Annotated in this window: 16 protein-coding genes; 4 read left to right on the forward strand and 12 right to left on the reverse strand. The window is 69.8% G+C overall.

Annotated elements, in window-relative coordinates; genetic code table 11:
- Nucleotides 1–33: 33 nt before the first annotated feature.
- On the reverse strand, nucleotides 34–1554 hold the full coding sequence (locus LC452_RS02660) for a GMC family oxidoreductase (RefSeq protein WP_223622473.1): 1521 nt from the start codon (nucleotides 1552–1554) through the stop codon (nucleotides 34–36).
- 2 nt (nucleotides 1555–1556) lie between these two features.
- Complete coding sequence (locus LC452_RS02665) at nucleotides 1557–2597, reverse strand: SIS domain-containing protein (RefSeq protein WP_223622474.1); 1041 nt, start codon at nucleotides 2595–2597, stop codon at nucleotides 1557–1559.
- Between the two features lie 154 nt (nucleotides 2598–2751).
- Here LC452_RS02665 and LC452_RS02670 point away from each other — a divergent pair, with 154 nt between their 5' ends.
- The 3 genes from LC452_RS02670 to LC452_RS02680 all read left to right on the forward strand — a co-directional run bounded on the left by LC452_RS02670 (nucleotide 2752) and on the right by LC452_RS02680 (nucleotide 4870).
- Nucleotides 2752–3513, forward strand: coding sequence for a DeoR/GlpR family DNA-binding transcription regulator (locus LC452_RS02670; protein WP_223622475.1), 762 nt, complete (start codon nucleotides 2752–2754; stop codon nucleotides 3511–3513).
- A 69-nt stretch (nucleotides 3514–3582) separates the two neighbouring features.
- On the forward strand, nucleotides 3583–4359 hold the full coding sequence (locus tag LC452_RS02675) for a hypothetical protein (RefSeq protein WP_223622476.1): 777 nt from the start codon (nucleotides 3583–3585) through the stop codon (nucleotides 4357–4359).
- Between the two features lie 31 nt (nucleotides 4360–4390).
- The gene (locus LC452_RS02680; RefSeq protein WP_223622477.1) at nucleotides 4391–4870 is read left to right on the forward strand and encodes an HIT family protein; all 480 of its coding nucleotides are present in this window, start codon (nucleotides 4391–4393) and stop codon (nucleotides 4868–4870) included.
- Nucleotides 4871–4876: 6 nt separating this feature from the next.
- On the opposite strand, the gene cydC is transcribed toward LC452_RS02680, so the two are convergent.
- From cydC to LC452_RS02705, 5 genes are read right to left on the reverse strand one after another with little or no spacing between them, the layout of a single operon-like run.
- Entirely contained in the window at nucleotides 4877–6544 is a 1668-nt protein-coding gene (gene cydC, locus LC452_RS02685) for a thiol reductant ABC exporter subunit CydC (RefSeq protein ID WP_223622478.1), read from the reverse strand.
- On the reverse strand, nucleotides 6541–8205 hold the full coding sequence (gene cydD / locus LC452_RS02690) for a thiol reductant ABC exporter subunit CydD (protein ID WP_223622479.1): 1665 nt from the start codon (nucleotides 8203–8205) through the stop codon (nucleotides 6541–6543). The genes cydC and cydD overlap by 4 nt, the downstream gene beginning before the upstream one ends.
- Nucleotides 8202–9230: a cytochrome d ubiquinol oxidase subunit II gene (cydB, locus tag LC452_RS02695; protein ID WP_223622480.1), complete on the reverse strand. Its 1029-nt coding sequence runs from the start codon at nucleotides 9228–9230 to the stop codon at nucleotides 8202–8204. Before cydB ends, cydD begins: the two co-directional genes overlap by 4 nt.
- Nucleotides 9231–9244: 14 nt before the next feature.
- Complete coding sequence (locus tag LC452_RS02700; protein WP_223622481.1) at nucleotides 9245–10660, reverse strand: cytochrome ubiquinol oxidase subunit I; 1416 nt, start codon at nucleotides 10658–10660, stop codon at nucleotides 9245–9247.
- On the reverse strand, nucleotides 10647–11300 hold the full coding sequence (locus LC452_RS02705; protein WP_223622482.1) for a helix-turn-helix domain-containing protein: 654 nt from the start codon (nucleotides 11298–11300) through the stop codon (nucleotides 10647–10649). Before LC452_RS02705 ends, LC452_RS02700 begins: the two co-directional genes overlap by 14 nt.
- Nucleotides 11301–11400: 100 nt before the next feature.
- On the opposite strand from LC452_RS02705, the gene radA reads away from it, so the two are divergent.
- Nucleotides 11401–12765 (forward strand): DNA repair protein RadA, encoded by a 1365-nt coding sequence (gene radA, locus LC452_RS02710; protein WP_223622483.1) that lies wholly within the window; start codon nucleotides 11401–11403, stop codon nucleotides 12763–12765.
- A 21-nt stretch (nucleotides 12766–12786) separates the two neighbouring features.
- On the opposite strand, the gene LC452_RS02715 is transcribed toward radA, so the two are convergent.
- The 5 genes from LC452_RS02715 to LC452_RS02735 form a co-directional block, all read right to left on the reverse strand.
- Nucleotides 12787–13197 carry a dehydrogenase gene (locus tag LC452_RS02715; RefSeq protein WP_223622484.1) on the reverse strand — a complete coding sequence of 137 codons (411 nt, stop codon included), beginning with the start codon at nucleotides 13195–13197 and terminating at the stop codon, nucleotides 12787–12789.
- Nucleotides 13198–13571: 374 nt separating this feature from the next.
- A complete protein-coding gene (locus LC452_RS02720) occupies nucleotides 13572–14660 on the reverse strand; it encodes an alkene reductase (protein WP_223622485.1) in 1089 nt (362 codons plus the stop codon).
- A 61-nt stretch (nucleotides 14661–14721) separates the two neighbouring features.
- Nucleotides 14722–16035 carry an RNA polymerase sigma factor gene (locus LC452_RS02725; protein WP_223622486.1) on the reverse strand — a complete coding sequence of 438 codons (1314 nt, stop codon included), beginning with the start codon at nucleotides 16033–16035 and terminating at the stop codon, nucleotides 14722–14724.
- 4 nt (nucleotides 16036–16039) lie between these two features.
- Nucleotides 16040–16372: a YciI family protein gene (locus tag LC452_RS02730; RefSeq protein ID WP_223622487.1), complete on the reverse strand. Its 333-nt coding sequence runs from the start codon at nucleotides 16370–16372 to the stop codon at nucleotides 16040–16042.
- 202 nt (nucleotides 16373–16574) lie between these two features.
- A complete protein-coding gene (locus LC452_RS02735; protein ID WP_223622488.1) occupies nucleotides 16575–17225 on the reverse strand; it encodes a hypothetical protein in 651 nt (216 codons plus the stop codon).
- Nucleotides 17226–17229: the final 4 nt, after the last annotated feature.

A 17229-nucleotide genomic window follows, 5' to 3' on the forward strand; every position in this document is an offset into this window, starting at 1 on the left:
GCGGGGGTTTTCGAGTCGATGCGAGGGGTCAGTTCAGTCGGTGCGTGCGACGACGGCGGCAGAGATGCCCAGCGCCGTCGCGGCGACACGGGCGCCGATCATCGCGGTCGGCAGGTTGATGTTGCCGCGGGTGATGCTCGGCATGATCGACGCGTCGGCGACGAGCAGTCCCTGCACCCCGTGCACCTGAGCGGCGCCGTCGACGACGGCCCGGGGATCGGATGCCGCGCCCATCTTGCAGCTGCCCGCCGGGTGGCAGTAGTTCACGATCCGATCGAGTGGATCGGTGCCGTCGGTGACCTCGTCGCCCAGCACGTCGGCGAGGCCCTGGTGCTCCGCCATCGTGCGCAGCAGCTGCAGTGCCTCGGCGAGAACCTGGCGGTCGTGTCCCGCAGCGTCCGTGCCGTAGCGGTGATCGATGACGGGGCTGACGACGTCGAGGTCCGCGCCGAGCGTGACCTCGCCCTCGGATCGGGCACGCATCGCCCCGCCGTACAGCGAGATCGGCGGCAGGCCGGGGTGGCCGCTGTTCTCACCGGCGACCATGAAGACGTGGATGTCGTAGGGACCGTCGTCGCACACGGTCGAGCGGAAGCGCCCGACGGTCTGCTCGTCGGGGTGAAACGGCAGCGCACGGAGCTCGTCGACCAGACCCGCGCGTCCCGCGAAGTTCAGCTGCACGCATGAGTGATCCAAGAGGTGTTTCCCGACTCCGGGAAGGTCGACGACGGTCTCGATGCCGAGAGCGGCGAGCTCACCCCGCGGTCCGATGCCGGACCGCAGGAGTAGCGCCGGAGAGTGATAGGCGCCCGCCGCGATGACGACGCGCTTCGCGGTGATCAGCATCCGCTCGCCGTCGACGAGAAGCCACGCGCCCGTGACCGCACCGCCGTCGACGACGATCTGCTCGGCCTGCACGCCACCCGCGATCCGCAGGTTCGGTCGCGACCGGACCGCATCGAGGAAGGCGAAGGCGCCGTTCCAGCGCACCCCGTCGACGATGTTGACAGGCATCGGGCCGATGCCCTCGCCCGCCGCGATGTCGTCGAGATCGAAGTCGAGCGGCATCCCGGCCGCGATGCCGGCGTCGACGAAAGCACGCTGCGGCGGGGTGAGCTCCTCCATGGTCGTATGACTCACGCGGAAGCGCTCGCGTGCCCATTCGAGCAGCGGCACGACCTCGTCGGCGGTCCAGCGCGCGTCGCCCGCGACCCGGGCCCACTCGTCGTATTCGTGGGCAGCGCCGATCGATGCGGTGCATCCGTTGTGCGCCGAGCAGCCGCCGATGATGCGCGCCCGGGGAAGGTCGACGCCGGGCGTGAAGTCGTTCTCTGACGTCGCGAGGTCGTAATCGTGGGACAGCGGGATGTTCAGCGCGTCGAGCATGTCGGCCGGCCACTGCTGATCGGCGAAGGAGCCGTAGTCGGGTCCGGCCTCGACGAGCAGGATCGACTCGTCGGAGTGCGCGGCGAGAACCCCGGTGAAGGCGGTGCCGCCGGTGCCGCCGCCGATCACCAGCGTGTCGACGCTCGTCGGGAGCGCTGCGGATGCCATCGTCACACCACCGTCGTGATCTTGCTGCCGAACAGGAACTCGCCGGGCACGACGCCGTTGGCCTTCGCCAGCTCGACCGCGAGGAGCTGTGCGACGACGGAGTCGACGAGGAGGGCGGTGAGGTCGCTCCCCCGGTCCACCTCGATGGTCAGCGCACCCGGCACGGAGTCGTCGCCGACGAAGACGACGCGTGACCCGCTGGCCACGAGGTCCTCGGCCAGGCGACGCTGGCTCGGATCAGGCTCGTCGGCGCGCGAGCCGAACAGCACGACGGTCAGGCCGTCGCCGGCGAGCTCGAACGGGCCGTGACGGAACTGGCCGCCGATGTACCCCTCGGCCGCCACCTTCGACGACTCCTTCGTGATCAGTGCCGAGTAGAGCGCCGTCGCCGCGTGATCGCCGCGACCGACGAAGGCGAGGCGGCGCCGAGGGTGCCCGGCGACAGAGGCGGCGAGTTCGGCGGTGTCGACGCCGATGATCGCCTGCTCGACCAGGTCAGCCGCGGCGAGCAGCTCGGCGCGGACGGAGAGCGAGTCCTCGCCGAGCACGGATGCCGAGAACAGGCGGTGCACGCCGAGAGTGTTCAGATAGCTCTTGGTGCTGACCGTCGCCTCGGTGCCGCTCAGCAGCGGGAGGAACGTGTCGGAGCCCTGGGCGAGGAGGCTGTCCGGAGCATCTGCGATGCCGATCGCCTGGTCGAAGCTCAGCGTTCCGGCGGCCCGGCGCTCGAGGAGTTCCGCGACCTCTCCGCTGGCACCCGACTGCGACGTCGCGACGAGGGTGCTGCCGGTGCGCAGAAGACCCGGAGCATCGAGCAGCTGGCCGGCATCGACGTTCCATGCCGGACGGCCGGCGGTGACGAGACGGCGCCAGGTGGGGATGCCGGCGAAGTGAGACGAGCCCATCCCCGTGAGGATGATGCGCTGCTCCGCCCGTTCGACGGCGCCCAGCCCCGCGGCGGGGAACGCGGCGGATGCGGCGAGACGGCGCAGCGCCTCGGGCTGTTCCAGGATGTCCTCTTCGAAGGGCGTGCGATCCGCCATGGCAACTCTTTTCGTTGAAAGCCCGCCTGAATCCCGATCGATTCAAACAGTCGTGATGTTTGAATGATCATAAGTAATGATCATTTGATCCGTCAAGAGGGTACGCTGACTTTCGTTCGAAGCGATTCCGGCGACGGTGAAAGAGAATGGAGGCATGGTGAACGCAAAGGACCTCCGGCATCAGGAGATCATCGCGATGCTCAAAGACGCGGGGTCGCTGTCGGTCGCCGACCTGGGCACGCGCATCGGCGTCACGGAGATCACGATCCGCCGCGACCTGGAGGCGCTCGAGAACGCGGGAGCCGTCAAGCGGTATCACGGCGGTGCACAGCTCGCCATCGGCAGCAGTTACGAACCCCCCATCGCCGTGCGGGAGCAGACGCATTCCGCCGACAAGAAGGCGATCGCCGCACGGGTCGCACAGCTGATCGACGACGGCAGCACTGTCGTGCTCGACGGCGGCACGACCGGCATCGCGATCGCGCAGGCGCTGACCGACCGGCAGATCACGGTGTGCCCGCTCTCGCTTCGCGTCGCGTGGGAGTTCGCCGGATCCACGTCGGTGCGCCTGCTGATGCCCCCGGGCCTCGTCCGCACCGGCGAGCTCAGCATCAGCGGTGCCGAGACCGTCGAGTACCTCCTCGCTCACCGCTTCGACGTGTACGTCATGACGGCCAGCGGATTCTCGCTCGATCACGGCTTCTCGGAGTGGAACGTCGAGGATGCGGCCGTGAAGCGCACGGCGCGCGCGTCGTCGCAGCGCACGATAGCGGCGATCGATGCGAGCAAGTTCGGCACCACGTGCTTCGTCTCGCTGTGCGCGATCGACGCCCCCGACGCCGTCGTCACCTCGGAGCTGTCGACGGGCGACCTCACCGCGCTCACCGGGGCAGCACGGACCGTCGAGATCGCCTGAACACCTCCCCGGTTCGCTGCGCCTCCCGAGTTAGGATGGCCTAAGCACCCCGAGGGAAGGATGCGACCGATGGGCTTCATCACGTCCGACGCATTGGCGGAGACCGGCTACGTCATCCTCGACGACCACTCCGCCGATGTCGACCCCGCGGAATGGCTCGGACTCGAGTACGTGCGCTGGCGCTCCTCCGGCATCACGCGGTTCGCCCCGCTCACCAGCTATGCCGGCGACGTCGACTGCAACGGATTCTGGAACCACACGCCTCCCCGCACCGACAAGGACGGCGTCTGGGTCGCCTCCCAGATCGCAATCGCGCCGACCCTGCAGCAGTGGGCACTCGAGCCGGGCGCCGGCGTCGGGCGCTGCCGAGTGATCGAGCTGCAGCCGAACGAGTACGCCGACGCCGTCTACAACCTGCACCAGGACGACAACAACCGCCTCAACGACGACGGCACCGGCTGGGTCGTGCGCGGCTTCTTCAACCTCACCGACGACACCGAGTCGATGCTGATCCTGCGTTCGGACCGCTTCGACCCGGCGACCGAGGTGCGCCTGCCGCTGCGCGCGGGGTCGCGGATCGTCGTCGACACGCAGCGGTTCTGGCACGCGGTCTGGCACCGCGGCACGGCACCGCGTTACGCGCTGATCGCGTCGTGGACGAGCGGCCCGGAGCTCGACGCGTACATCGCGGCGCACCACGGCGACCCGCATCCGTACACGGTTACGCTCGATCCGCAGGTCGTCGACGACGCGCAAGTCGAGCTGCACCGCCGCATCGAGGAGCGCCGCAAGGCCTTCGAGGCGCAGGGCATCGTCATGGAACCGCCGACGCCGCTCTACGGTTGACCGTCCTCGTCCGTCGGCTACGTTCGAGGACATGGATTGGCGCGAAGACAGGATCGGCGCGGCGGCGCGCGGAGAGAACCCCACGGTGCTCGCGAGTCTCGACTCGGGATATGCCGTCATCGGCGACGTGCAGTTCCTGCCGGGATACAGCGTGCTCCTCAGCCGCGACCCATCGGCAACCGCACTGTCGGAACTGCCCCGCGACGAGCGGCTCGCGTTCCTCGCGGATGTCGACCTGCTCGGCACGGCCGTCGAGGACGCGTGCCGATCGCTCGATCGCGGGTTCCGACGCATGAACATCGAGATCCTCGGCAACACCGACGCGTACATCCATGCGCACCTCTGGCCGAGGTACGACTGGGAGCCCGCGGACCTCGTCGGCAAGCCGGTCTGGCTGTACGACCCGTCGAACTGGGCCGATCCGGCCACGGCTCTCTCGTCCGTGCATGACGACCTTCGCGCGGCGATCGTCACGCGGCTCGATGCTCTCCGCGAGGGTGGGACCGTCTGACCGCTCTCAGACCGTCCGCCCGGCCTCCAGCCGGACCACCCGGTCCACCGTGCCGTCCGGCGGCGCAACGTGCGAGATCAGCAGCACCGACTGGTCACCGGCCGCCCCGAGCAGGTCGCGCAGCAGCGCGTCGGAGGCATCCGGATCGACGCCCGCGGTCGGCTCGTCGAGCACCAGCACCGGGAAGCCGCGCAGCAGCGCGCGGGCGAGGGCGATGCGCTGCGCCTGACCGCCCGAGACGAGTGCACCCCGATCTCCGACCCGCGCGTCGAGGCCACCGCGCTCCTGCATCCACTCCCCCAGCCCGACGCGGTCGAGCACCTCGCGGAGCTCTTCATCGGTCGCGGTGTCGCGCGCGAACAGCAGGTTCTGCCGGATGTCCTCGTCGAACAGCTGTGGGCTCTGCTCGCACAGTCCGATCGTGCGTCGCAGGGCCGGGCCCGAGAGCGTCGCCCCTTCCTCGTCCCCGACGCGGTACTCCCCCTCAGCCCGCAAGAAGCCCACGAGCACCGCGGCGAGCGAGCTCTTCCCCGCGCCGCTCGGACCCGCGACCAGCACTCGCTCTCCGGGTCGCAGATCGAGGTCGACACCGTTCAACGCCACCGCGCCTCCCGGCCAGTGCGCCCGGACATCGCGCAGCCGCAGGGCGGGCGTGCCCGTGATCTCGGCACCTTTGCCGTCGTCGCTCCGCAGTTCTTCCGGCATCCGCTCGGGCAGCACGTCGACGATGCGCTCGGCGCTCGCCCGCACGCTCCGCCAGGATGCCGCCGCGATCGGCACCGCGCCGAAGATCTCGAACACCACCATCGGCACGAGCACGGCGACCGCGAGCCAGGGCCCGTCGATCGCGCCGGTCGCGAGTCCCGGAGCCGCCGCGGCGAGCGCCCAGACCGACGCGGCGCCCGCGACCGCCGACACCGCACCCGCCGCGATCGCCTGGGCGAGCGACGCCCGGGCGACAAGCCTTCGGAGCGCGGCATCCGCCTCGCGCACCTGATCCCGCGCCTGTTCCTCGGCACCGTAGGCCAGGAGCACGTCGAGGCTGCCGAAGTAGTCGACGAGCGCCGACGAGAGATCTGCCCGGCGGGCGGAGACGAGCGCCTCGGCCCGCGAGCCGAAGACCCACCCGAGACCGACGGATGCCGCCGCGGCGACGAGCAGGCACACGGCCAGCGTGAGCGCGGCGATCGGCGAGACGAACACGAGGAACCCGACGGCGCCGAGGGCGACCAGGGCGGCGACCGCGAGCGGCTGCACCACCCGCAGGGGAAGGTTCTGCAGGTTCTCGACATCGTCCGCGAGCGCGGCGAGCACGCGGCCGCGGTCGGTCGCGCCGAGTCCCGCCGGCGACAGCGGAATGAGGCGGCGCACCATGTCGGAGCGTGTTCTCGCGAGCTGCCGCAGCGCCGCGTCGTGTCCGCTCAGCCGCTCGAGGTACCGGGTCACCGCGCGCGACACCGCGAAGAACCGCACGCCGACGACGGCGATCGACAGTGCCACGAGAGAATCCACGATCGAGGCGCTCACGATGAGCCATCCGCTCACCGCGAGCAGACTCACCGCGGCGGTGGCCGAGAGCACACCCCAGACGAGCCCCGGCAGGAACCGCCCGATCGGCGGCTGCGCGAGACGGAGGACACCGCGCACGCGCTCCGCACGGGTGAGAGAGCTCATGCGCTCACCCCCAGTGCCACGACCTGGTCCGCGATGTCCCGCGCCGACCGGCGGTGCGAGACGAGCAGGATCGTCGCCCCGGCATCCGCCCGCTCCCGCAGGGACCGCCACAGGCGCTCCTCGGTCTCGGGATCGAGGGCGCTCGACGGCTCGTCGAGCGCGAGCACCCGGTCAGGACCGGTCGCGTGCCGGTAGAGCGCGCGGGCGACGGCGACACGCTGCGCCTGCCCGCCCGAGAGCCCGCTGCCCTGCACACCGAGCATCCGGTCCCCGTCGATCGAGTCGGCGCACGCGTCATCCAGAGCCGAGCGGATGCCGTCGGCATCGGGCTCCGGATCCCCGAGGGCCACGTTCTCTCCGACTGTGCCGCGCAGCAGCCCCGGCTTCTGTCCCGCCCACGCCAGCCACGCGGCGGGCGACAGGTCGCGCACATCGCGGCCCGCGAAGACGGCGCTGCCGTCGAACTCTGCCGCACCCCGAAGGGCCGCGAGGAGACTCGACTTGCCGGAGCCGCTGGGACCCTCGATCAGAGTGATGGCGCCGGGGTCGGCGGTGAACGAGACGGGTGGGAGGTCGCGTACCCGGAGGTCCGAGACCACGAGCCGCCGGTCGCCCGTGCGCAAGTCAGGAAGAACGGGCGGCGAGGAGTCCGCACGGCCCGTTCGGGGCGCCCCTTCCGGTGCTCGTCCTGAGTTGTGAACACCCCGCACGCGCGACCCGGCCTGATCGAGCACATCGAACACGTCTTCGGTCGCCGCGACCCCCTCGGCCGCCGCGTGGAACTGCACGCCCACCTGCCGGATCGGCAGGAACGCTTCCGGGGCGAGCAGCAGCACGAAGAGCCCGACCTCGAGGGACAGGTCGCCGGAGAGGAGTCGGAACCCCACCGCCACCGCGATCAGCGCGACGGCGAGCGAGGCGAGCAGCTCCATCGCGAAGCCCGAGAGGAACGAGAACCGCAGCACCTTCATCGTCTCGCGGCGGTACTCGTCGGCGGTCTGCTCGATACGGTCGGCCGCACGCCGGTCACGGCCGAACAGCCGCAGCGTCGAGAGTCCCTGCACCGTGTCGGCGAACCGTGCCGCGAGCCGCTGCAGCGTCTGCCACTGCTTCTTCTGAACCGTCCGCGTCGCCATGCCGATGAGGATCAGGAAGAGCGGGATCAGCGGGAGGGTGATGATCGCGGTGAGTCCACTCGGCCAGTCCTGCCACCACATCACCGCGACGATCACTGGGGTCGCGATCACGGTGAGCACGAGCTGCGGGATGTACCGGGCGAAGTACGCGTCGAGCGCCTCGAGTCCGTGGCCCGCGGTCACGGCGAGCTCGGTCTGGTTCCGCTGCGCGAGCCACCCCGGCCCGAGCCGCCCGACGGCGGCGATCAGGCCCGACCGCAGCTGCATCCCCGTCTTCGCGGCGGCGCGCGTTCCGGCCGCATCCGACGCCGCGATGAGGATGCCGCGCAGGAGAGCCGCGGCGAGCAGCCACAGCAGCGAGCCGGAGACATCTCTTCCGGCGAGCGCGCCGGTCACGGCATCCGTCAGCAGCCAGGCGAACGCGATCGTCACGGCCGTCTGCACGACGCCGATCAGCGCGGATGCCGCGAGGAACCCTCGTGCGGCACCCGCGTATCGCAGCAGCCGCGGATCGACGGGTTTCATGCGTGTGCCGGTGCCGCCTCGATCGACGAGCGCGTGACGCGCTTGCGGAAGATCCAGTACGTCCAGGTCTGGTACGCGATGACCAGCGGAAGGGCGATCAGCGCGGTCCAGCTCATGATCTGCAGCGTATACGGCGTGCTCGAGGCGTTCGCGATCGTGAGGCTGTACGCCGGGTCGATCGTCGAGGGCATGACGAACGGGAACAGTGCGAAGAACAGCATGACCACCGCGAACAGCACGGTCGCGGCTCCCGCGGTGAAGGCCCGGCCGTCCCGCCCGCGCAGCGAGAAGAGCACGGCGGCGATGAGGCTGACCGCGGCGAGCGCTCCGGCGACGACGACCAGCCCGAGGAGCGGCGCCTCCCGGCCTGCGGCGATCCCGATCGTCCACAGCACGGTCCCGGCGGCCACGACGATCGTCGGCACGGCGGCGATCTTCGCGAGGCGCCGCGCATCCGCGTGCACCTGACCGTCGGTCTTGAGCGCCACGAACAGCACGCCGTGCAGGAAGAACACCAGCAGCGTCGTGAGGCCGACCAGCAGCGAGTAGGGGTTCAGGAGCGCGAAGAATCCGCCCACGTAGATGTGGTTCTCATCCAGCGCGACGCCCTGCACGATGTTGCCGAACGCGACGCCCCAGAGGAACGCCGGCACGGCCGAGCCGATCACGATCATCCGGTCGAAGCCGCGCTTCCATGCCGCGCTCTCGCGCTGGTGGCGGTACTCGAACGAGACGCCGCGCAGGATCAGAGCGAGAAGGATCAGCAGCAGCGGCAGGTAGAAGCCGCTGAACAGGGTCGCGTACCACTCCGGGAAAGACGCGAACAGGCAGGCGCCGGCGACGATGACCCAGGTCTCGTTGAGGTCCCAGATGGGGCCGATCGTGTTGATGACCTGACGGCGCGACACGTCGTTGCGGCCGAGGAAGGGCAGCGACATCCCGACGCCGAAGTCGAACCCGTCGAGCACGAAGTAGCCGACGAAGAGGAAGCCGACGATCCAGAACCAGAGCGTTGCGAGATCCATGATGCTCCTTCCTCTCAGTAGACGACCGACGGCAGTTGGGCCGTCTCATCGTGGGGTTGCTCTTCGGTGTCGGGGCCCTTCTGCGCGGCCCGGACGATGAGGCGGATCTCGACGACCGCGAGCGCCGCGTAGATCGCGGTGAAGGAGATGAGCGAGATGAGCACCTCGAGCCCGGAGACACCGGGCGAGACGCCGTCCTGCGTGCTCATCAACCCGAACACGATCCAGGGCTGCCGGCCCATCTCGGTGAAGACCCAACCCATGATGTTCGCGGCGAGCGCGAGCGGGAACGACCAGATGGCGAGCTTCCACATCCACTGCGCCGGCGGCTTCTTGGCGCTCTTGCGGGTGAGCCACAGGCCGATCACGGCGACGAGGCCGGCGGCCATGCCGAGGCCGATCATCCAGCGGAAAGCCCAGTACGTGACCCAGAGGACCGGGGCGAAGTCCGTCATGCCGGTGTCGGCATACGTCTGGCTGTACTCGGCGTTCAGGTCGTTGATGCCGTGCACGCACGCATCGAGGGTGTGCGTCGACAGCAGCGACAGCAGATACGGCACGCGGATGGAGAAGAGCTCGGAGCTGCCGTCCGGTGTGCCGAGCGTGAAGAGGCTGAACGAGGCGTCGGGTCCGCAGACGGTGTTGAAGGTCGCCTCGGCCGCCGCCATCTTCATCGGCTGCGCCGCGTACATCGCGAGCCCGAGCTGGTCGCCGGTCAGCACCACGCCGGCGGTCGAGAAGATCATGGCCCACAGTCCGAACTTCAGCGAGATGCGCATGGTGTCGAAGTGCTGGCCGCGGGAGAGGTGCCAGGCCGACACCGAGATCACGACACCGGCGGCGAACATCAGCGCGCCGAAGATCGTGTGCGGGAAGGCGGCGAGCGCGACGGGGTTCGTCAGCAGCGCCCAGAAGTCGGTGAGCTCGGCGCGGTTCGTCACGGGGTTGTACGTGTACCCGACGGGGTTCTGCATGAAGGCGTTGGCCGCGATGATGAAGTACGCCGACAGGATGCTGCCGATCGATACGCACCAGATCGTCGCGAGATGCAGCTTCTGCGGGAGCTTGTCCCAGCCGAAGATCCACAGCCCGATGAACGTGGCCTCGAAGAAGAAGGCGAGCAGTCCCTCGAAGGCGAGGGGGGCGCCGAACACGTCGCCGACGAAGCGGGAGTAGTCCGACCAGTTCATGCCGAACTGGAACTCCTGCACGATGCCGGTGACCACGCCCATCGCGAAGTTGATCAGGAAGATCTTGCCGAAGAACCGGGTCAGATGCAGGTACTGCACCTTGCCGGTACGCACCCACGCGGTCTGGAAGATCGCGGAGACCAGCGCCATACCGATCGTCAGCGGCACGAACAGGTAGTGGTAGACGGTCGTCAGCCCGAACTGCCATCGGGAGAGGACGAGCGGGTCAAGCCATTCCATGCGCGACTCCTGTTCGGTCGGTCAACAGCACCCGGCAGTCCGCCGGGTCGGCCGATGGCTGCACGCACGCCGCGACCAGAGGCCCGCCGGCCTCGTTCAGCACGCCCTGCATGAGCCCGAGGTGCACCTGGCACAGCATCGGGCGATCCTCGGGGCGACCGGCCGCGTGCGGACACGGGCTGAGGTCGACCGTGAGCCGCACGTCGTCGACGACGGGCTCGAAACCGCTCTCCTCCAGATGCTCGACGAGCGCGTCGAGCTGGTAGGTGGCAGGTGTGGACAGAGCGGATGCCGCAGCGGGCAGCATCCGGCGCATGAGGTCTCCCCGGCGCGCAGCCGCCTTCGCCTTGTCGCGGGCGACGGGGCTCGATGCGCCCGGTGCCCCGGTCGCGGCACGGTAGAACGTGCGTGGCCGACCGCGCACCGTGCGGTGCTCGATCGTGGGGATGACGTAGCCGCCCTCGATGAGGCGCTGCAGGTGCTCTCGCACCGTGTTGGCGTGGAGGCCGGTGGCCCCGCACAGCTCGCCGATCGTGAGCTCGGCCCGCCCGTGCGCACGCTCCGCCTCGAACAGCAGGTGCAGGAGCTGCACCCTGGAGTAGGTCGAGATCGGCCCGCAGACGGGCCCGCCGTTGCGCATGCCTCCATCGTCCCAGAGGCGAGCTGGCGGATCGAGCGGTTCGGCCGTGAATAATGCGCCGAGCGATAGGGATGTCGGATGCCGGCGATAGCCTGGCTGCATGGCCACCCGAAAACCCGCTCCCCCGGCGTACGTCTGCACCGAATGCGGGTGGACGACGGCGAAGTGGGTCGGTCGCTGCGGCGAATGCCAGCAGTGGGGAACGGTGCAGGAGCAAGCCGCTCCGACCGGCATCCTCCGGCGCGTGACGGCCCTCGCACCGACCGCCGAGCGCACGGCGCGGCCGATCACGCAGATCACCACGCAAGACGCGCCGCGGCGCACCAGCGGCGTCGGCGAGTTCGATCGGGTCCTCGGCGGCGGCATCGTGCCGGGAGCGGCGATCCTGCTCAGCGGCGAGCCCGGCGTCGGCAAGTCGACGCTGCTGCTCGAGGTCGCCGCTCAAGCCGCCCGATCAGGGCGGCGGGTGCTCTACGCCAGCGCCGAGGAGTCGCCGGGCCAGGTGCGACTGCGCGCCGAGCGCACCGGCGCCCTGCACGACGAGCTGTACCTCGCGAGCGAGACCGATCTCGCGACGATCCTGGGCCACATCGACGAGGTGAAGCCCGAGCTCGTCATCGTCGACTCGGTCCAGACCGTGTCGTCGTCGCTGACCGATGGCGCGGCCGGGCAGCCGAGCCAGGTGCGCGAGGTCGCGTCCACGCTGATCCGGATCGCGAAAGACCGCGACCTGCCGATCATCCTCGTGGGTCACGTGACGAAAGACGGACAGGTCGCCGGTCCCCGTGTGCTCGAGCACCTCGTCGACGTCGTCTGCCACTTCGAGGGCGACCGGCAGACCGCGCTCCGTTTCATCCGAGCGCTCAAGAACCGCTTCGGTCCGACCGACGAGGTCGGCTGCTTCGAGATGACCGGCGCCGGCATCTCCGAGGTACCCGATCCGTCCGGCCTGTTCCTCTCGAAGTCCACGGCCGAGGGCACCTGCGTCGCGATCTCGCTCGAAGGGCGTCGCGCGCTCCCGGTCGAGGTGCAGGCGCTGACCGTGCCCTCGAACGCTCCGAACCCCCGCCGCATCGTGCACGGCGTCGACTCCTCCCGAGTCGCGATGGTGCTCGCGATCCTCGAGCGTCGCGCGAACATCAAGACCAGCGACCTCGACGTCTACGTCTCGACCGTCGGGGGCGTGCGCTTCACCGAGCCCGCGGCCGACCTCGCCATCGCGATCGCCGTCGCCGGTTCCGTGCAGCGCACCTCGGTGCCGCGCACGGTCGCCGCGGTGGGCGAACTCAGCCTGGCGGGCGAGATCCGTCCGGTCACCCAGGCCGCACAGCGCCGGTCCGAGGCATCTCGCCTCGGCTACGAGCAGGTCGTCGATGACCGCTCGAAGACGCTCGTCGGAGCCCTGAAAGACATCAAGGCACGCGACCGCTCGCCCCGCGATCAGCGCGACATCCCGCCGTTCTGACGTGACCGCCCCTTCGAACGACTAGGCGTCGAGTGCCTTCAGCACCTCGACCGGGTCGGCCTGCATCGGATGAGGCCCGGCGATGTCGAGGAACACGGTCGTGATGGGGTGCTCCGCGAGGAACTTCCGCAGCCATTCCGCGGTGTAGATGCCCACGCCCGGCGGGAGGTTCGCCGGCTTGTTCTTCGCGTCGCTGAAGAGCAGCAGCGCGAGGTCGCCGGTCTTCGGGTCGCGGTAGGTCCACACCTCGCCGCTGTCGAGCGGGTTGTCGCGCGCGCCGGGCGTGATCAGGGGAACGACGGTCGTGCCGTTGCGCAGGGCGAAGGCGACAGCGGCCACGTCCTGCTTCTCGAGCGCCTGAGCCAGGGCTTCCGAGCGGAAGTCCTCCGGTGCGGGCTTGTTCTTCGCGGCCTTCGCCTTCTTCGCTGCCATGAGCCCAGCCTATTCGCGCAGGGCGACGCGGTGCGCGGCATCCGTCGGCGGGCGTGCCCGTCCCGGAAAAGATTGGGGCCCTCTCGAGTCTCACAGTGGGGACTGGAATACTCGAGAGGGCCCTCGGACTCTCGAACGGCGATGTCGAAGCGCTGGGGACGCTGTAGTTCGACGCCACTGGGGATGGCATGTGCCGCTAGTGCGGAGAGTCGTCTCAATGGTATCCCAAAGAAACCCGGCTGTCTGCCCCCGGTACATAAAACCTCTGACGTCGAGGTATTCCGAATCCCGGCGCCTCTCCGGCGGTCCTTTCCGCACTCACGGGCCCCTCTTCGCTTCGAAGTACGGCGAGTCGGAGCGTGCGGCTCTGACGCTCAGGCCTCGGCGCCCACCGTTTCGAGCGCCGGGTAATCGGTGTAGCCCTCGGCGGTGGATCCGTAGAACAGCTCGGGGCGAGGCGTGTTCAACTCCGCATCCTGCTGCCAACGAGCGACCAGATCGGGGTTGGCGATGACCGGACGCCCGACGGCGACGGCATCCGCCCACCCCTCCGCGACGAGCGACTCGGCCTCGGCGCGGGTGGTCTCGACCGCGAAGCCGGTGTTGACGATGAGGGGTGCGCCGGCGGTGCGGCGAATGCGCTGTACGAGTTCGCCGGTCGGCGCAGCCTGGAGCACATCGACGAAGGCGAGGCCGAGTGGCGCGAGCCCCTCGGCGACGGCAGCGTACGTCGACCGGACGTCTGCGTCGTCCTCCTCGAGCACACCCTGGATGTTGTGCTGGGGAGAGAGACGGATGCCGGTGCGGTCGGCGCCCACGGCTGCGGCGACAGCGGTGACGACCTCGATCGCGAAGCGGGCGCGGTTCTCGGGTGATCCGCCGTACTGGTCGTCGCGGATGTTCGACACCGGCGACAGGAACTCGTGCACGAGGTAGCCGTTCGCGCCGTGCACCTCGACGCCGTCGAGTCCGGCGGCGATCGCGTTGCGCGCGGCCTGCGCGAACTGCTCGACCACGACGGGGATCTCGCCGGCGGTCAGGGCGTGCGCGACCGGCAGGTCGAACTTGCCCTCGGGCGTGCGCGTCTGCCCCGGTGCGGCGAGCGCACTCGGCCCCACGACCCTCGGCTCCCCGGAGATCGCCGGGTGCCCCACCCGGCCACCGTGCATGAGCTGCATCACGATCGAGCCGCCGGCCTCGTGCACGGCATCCGCGATGCGTCGCCATCCTTCGATCTGCGCGGGGGTGACGATGCCGGGCTGCCCCGGGTACGACTTGCCCTCGGGGGCCGGCCAGGTCCCCTCGGTGATGATGAGCCCCACCCCGGCGCGCTGACGGTAGTAGTCGACCATCACGTCGGTCGGCACACCGTCGGCGTCGGCGCGCGTGCGGGTCAGCGGCGCCATGACGACGCGGTTGGACAGGTGCAGGGCGCCGAAGACGGCGGACTCGTTGAGACTCACAGTGGGAGGTAAGGAGGAGATGCCGTGCGGTATTCCCCGACGAACGCGCCCCTTCCGACGTTCAGGGGCGCTCTTCGCCTCGAAGCGCGGCGATTCGACGTGCGAGGAAGCGGCGCTCCGGATCGGATGGTGCGAGCTCGAGAGCGCGGGCGTAGTGCGGCAGCGCCTCGGCATCCCTGCCGGCACGGCGCAGCAGGTCCGCTCGCGCCGCGGGCAGCAGGTGGTATCCGTCGAGGCGCGGGTCGTCGATCGTGTCGAGGATCGCGAGACCTGCGGTCGCGCCCTCGGCAAGCCCGACGGCGACGGCCCGATTGATCTCGATGACCGGCGACGGCGCCACCCGCGCGAGCTGAGCGTACAGTTCGGCGATCCGGCGGAAGTCGGTCGAGTCGGCAGACGACGCGGTCGCATGCTGCTTCGCGATCTCCGCCTGCAGCCGGTACGGCCCGACGACGCCGTCGAACCGGCGACGAGCCGATTCGGATGCGGCCAGGGCGGCGACACCGTCACCGATCATGGTCGCATCCCATCTCGCGCGATCCTGATCCTCCAGGAGGACCAGGTCGCCCGCCGCGTCGAGACGCGTCGCCGCGCGGGAGTGCTGGAACAGCATCAGCGACAGCAGACCGAGGACCTCGGGCAGCAGCGCCGAGCCGGCCATGAGCGACGCGAGCAGGCGGCCGAGACGGATCGCCTCCTCCGCCAGGGGCACCCGCACCAGCTCGGCACCGCCCGAGTAGCCCTCCGTGAAGAGCAGGTACAGCACCGCGAGCACACCCTGGGTGCGCTCAGGCAGCTGCTCCGGACCCGGCACTCGGTACGGGATCCCCGCGTCACGGATCTTGGCGCGGGCCCGCACGAGCCGCTTCTGCATAGCTGCCTCCGTCACGAGGAACGCGCGCGCGATCTCCGCCACCTCGAGCCCGGCGATCGTGCGCAGTGTCAACGCGATTCGCGCCCCCGTGGGCAGCGCAGGATGACAGCACGTGAAGATGAGGCGCAGCCGGTCGTCGTCCATCACACCGAACGCATCGTCGGTGCGATCGGGCACGGATGCCGGAGACTGCTGTGCATCGAGGTCGACCGCCGCCTCGATCGCGGCGCGCGACGCGGTGCGGCGCTGGGTCTCGGCGCGACGCAGCGCATCCACCGCCGCGTTCTTCGCGGCCGTGGTGAGCCAGGCGCCGGGGTTGTCGGGGATGCCGCGCTGCGGCCACGCGGTGAGCGCACTGGCCACGGCATCCTGCACGGCATCCTCCGCGAGATCCCAGTCGCCCGTGCGGCGGATGAGCGACGCCACGATGCGCAGACGTTCGGCCGCGACCGTGGCGGCGAGCACGCGGCCCGCCTCCACGACCGCGGTCGGATCGCTCATCGGATCACTCGAACGGCCACGTGGGCCGCACTTCGACACGTCCGAATCGGGCCATCGGATGCTTCGACGCGATCTCGACGGCTTCGTCGAGATCGGCGACGTCGATCAGGTCGAACCCGGCGATCCACTCCTTGGTCTCGGTGAAGGGCCCGTCCGTGAGGATGGTCCGGCCGTCACGCACGGTCACCGTGGTCGCATCGGACGGCGGACGCAGGCGGCTCCCCGTCCACGAGACGTCACGGCGTTCGACGTCGGCCACCCACTCCTCGATGTTGTCCTCTTCGGGCACGTACTCCGGGGCGGCCGGGTCGCTGATGATGAACAGCAGATACTGCATGTGCTCTCTCCTTCTCGAGTCGTTCTCCTGTCAGGGCGACGTCGGCGATGACTCGCTGAGGACACTCTGCGGAAGAACGTCCACCCCGTGGAGCAGCCGACGGACCTCGACCGGTGAGTACCGCGTCTCGGGATACACCCCTACGACGGATGATGCCGCACCGGGAGGACACGGTGCTACGGGTCGAGGCGTGCGAACGCGATCAGTACAGCAGGATCTGCTTCGTCGTCAGGCTCGTGAACCCGCCGATCGAGACCTCGACGTGGTACGAGGCACCGCCGCCCGGGGCGCGCTGACGGTTCTCGGCCGCGCACGTCTCGACGCTCGAGCGCGTGCGGTCCCAGATCACCGGATCCTTGCTGGTGACGGTGGTCCCCGCCGCGAGCGTGGCGATCATGCTGCTGGGGTTCTCCTGGCAGTCGGTCGAACGCCACCAGACGTCGGCGCCGCTCGAGATCGTGAACACCTGGGTCGTCGAGCCCACGTCGATCGTGCAGTCCGTGGCGCCCTTGTTCGTCAGGGAGATGGACAGCTGAGGCGTGACGCCGGCCGCATAGGTGTCGGCATCGGAGACGGCCGCCACCTCGATGTCCTTCGCCGCGCACGCGACGATCGCCGGGGTCGCTTCGCCCGACGGCGTCGGCTCCGGCGATTCCGTGCCCGCGGCGGGCGTCGACGACGGAGTGCTCGATGCGGTCGCGGAGCTGGTCGGCGCGGGACCGGCGTCGGCATTCGCCCACGGCCGCGTGACCAGCAGCCACACCGACACCCCGATCACGGCGACCGCGAGGATCAGACCGATCAGCAGCACCACCCGTCGTCGACGATAGACGGCGGCGGAGTGACGGGGCATGCGT

It is taken from the genome of Microbacterium sp. EST19A, from assembly GCF_019969685.1.
In the GTDB taxonomy this organism is placed as follows: Bacteria; Actinomycetota; Actinomycetes; order Actinomycetales; family Microbacteriaceae; genus Microbacterium.

What these genes read in the sequence shown, in the direction of transcription:
- cydC (WP_223622478.1), bottom strand. Translation starts at nt 6,544, where the DNA reads ATGAGCTCTCTCACCCGTGCGGAGCGCGTGCGCGGTGTCCTCCGTCTC.
- cydB (WP_223622480.1), bottom strand. Translation starts at nt 9,230, where the DNA reads ATGGATCTCGCAACGCTCTGGTTCTGGATCGTCGGCTTCCTCTTCGTC.
- LC452_RS02670 (WP_223622475.1), top strand. Translation starts at nt 2,752, where the DNA reads ATGGTGAACGCAAAGGACCTCCGGCATCAGGAGATCATCGCGATGCTC.
- LC452_RS02660 (WP_223622473.1), bottom strand. Translation starts at nt 1,554, where the DNA reads ATGGCATCCGCAGCGCTCCCGACGAGCGTCGACACGCTGGTGATCGGC.
- LC452_RS02675 (WP_223622476.1), top strand. Translation starts at nt 3,583, where the DNA reads ATGGGCTTCATCACGTCCGACGCATTGGCGGAGACCGGCTACGTCATC.
- LC452_RS02700 (WP_223622481.1), bottom strand. Translation starts at nt 10,660, where the DNA reads ATGGAATGGCTTGACCCGCTCGTCCTCTCCCGATGGCAGTTCGGGCTG.
- LC452_RS02725 (WP_223622486.1), bottom strand. Translation starts at nt 16,035, where the DNA reads ATGAGCGATCCGACCGCGGTCGTGGAGGCGGGCCGCGTGCTCGCCGCC.
- LC452_RS02730 (WP_223622487.1), bottom strand. Translation starts at nt 16,372, where the DNA reads ATGCAGTATCTGCTGTTCATCATCAGCGACCCGGCCGCCCCGGAGTAC.
- LC452_RS02715 (WP_223622484.1), bottom strand. Translation starts at nt 13,197, where the DNA reads ATGGCAGCGAAGAAGGCGAAGGCCGCGAAGAACAAGCCCGCACCGGAG.
- LC452_RS02705 (WP_223622482.1), bottom strand. Translation starts at nt 11,300, where the DNA reads ATGCGCAACGGCGGGCCCGTCTGCGGGCCGATCTCGACCTACTCCAGG.
- LC452_RS02665 (WP_223622474.1), bottom strand. Translation starts at nt 2,597, where the DNA reads ATGGCGGATCGCACGCCCTTCGAAGAGGACATCCTGGAACAGCCCGAG.
- radA (WP_223622483.1), top strand. Translation starts at nt 11,401, where the DNA reads ATGGCCACCCGAAAACCCGCTCCCCCGGCGTACGTCTGCACCGAATGC.
- cydD (WP_223622479.1), bottom strand. Translation starts at nt 8,205, where the DNA reads ATGAAACCCGTCGATCCGCGGCTGCTGCGATACGCGGGTGCCGCACGA.
- LC452_RS02680 (WP_223622477.1), top strand. Translation starts at nt 4,391, where the DNA reads ATGGATTGGCGCGAAGACAGGATCGGCGCGGCGGCGCGCGGAGAGAAC.
- LC452_RS02735 (WP_223622488.1), bottom strand. Translation starts at nt 17,225, where the DNA reads ATGCCCCGTCACTCCGCCGCCGTCTATCGTCGACGACGGGTGGTGCTG.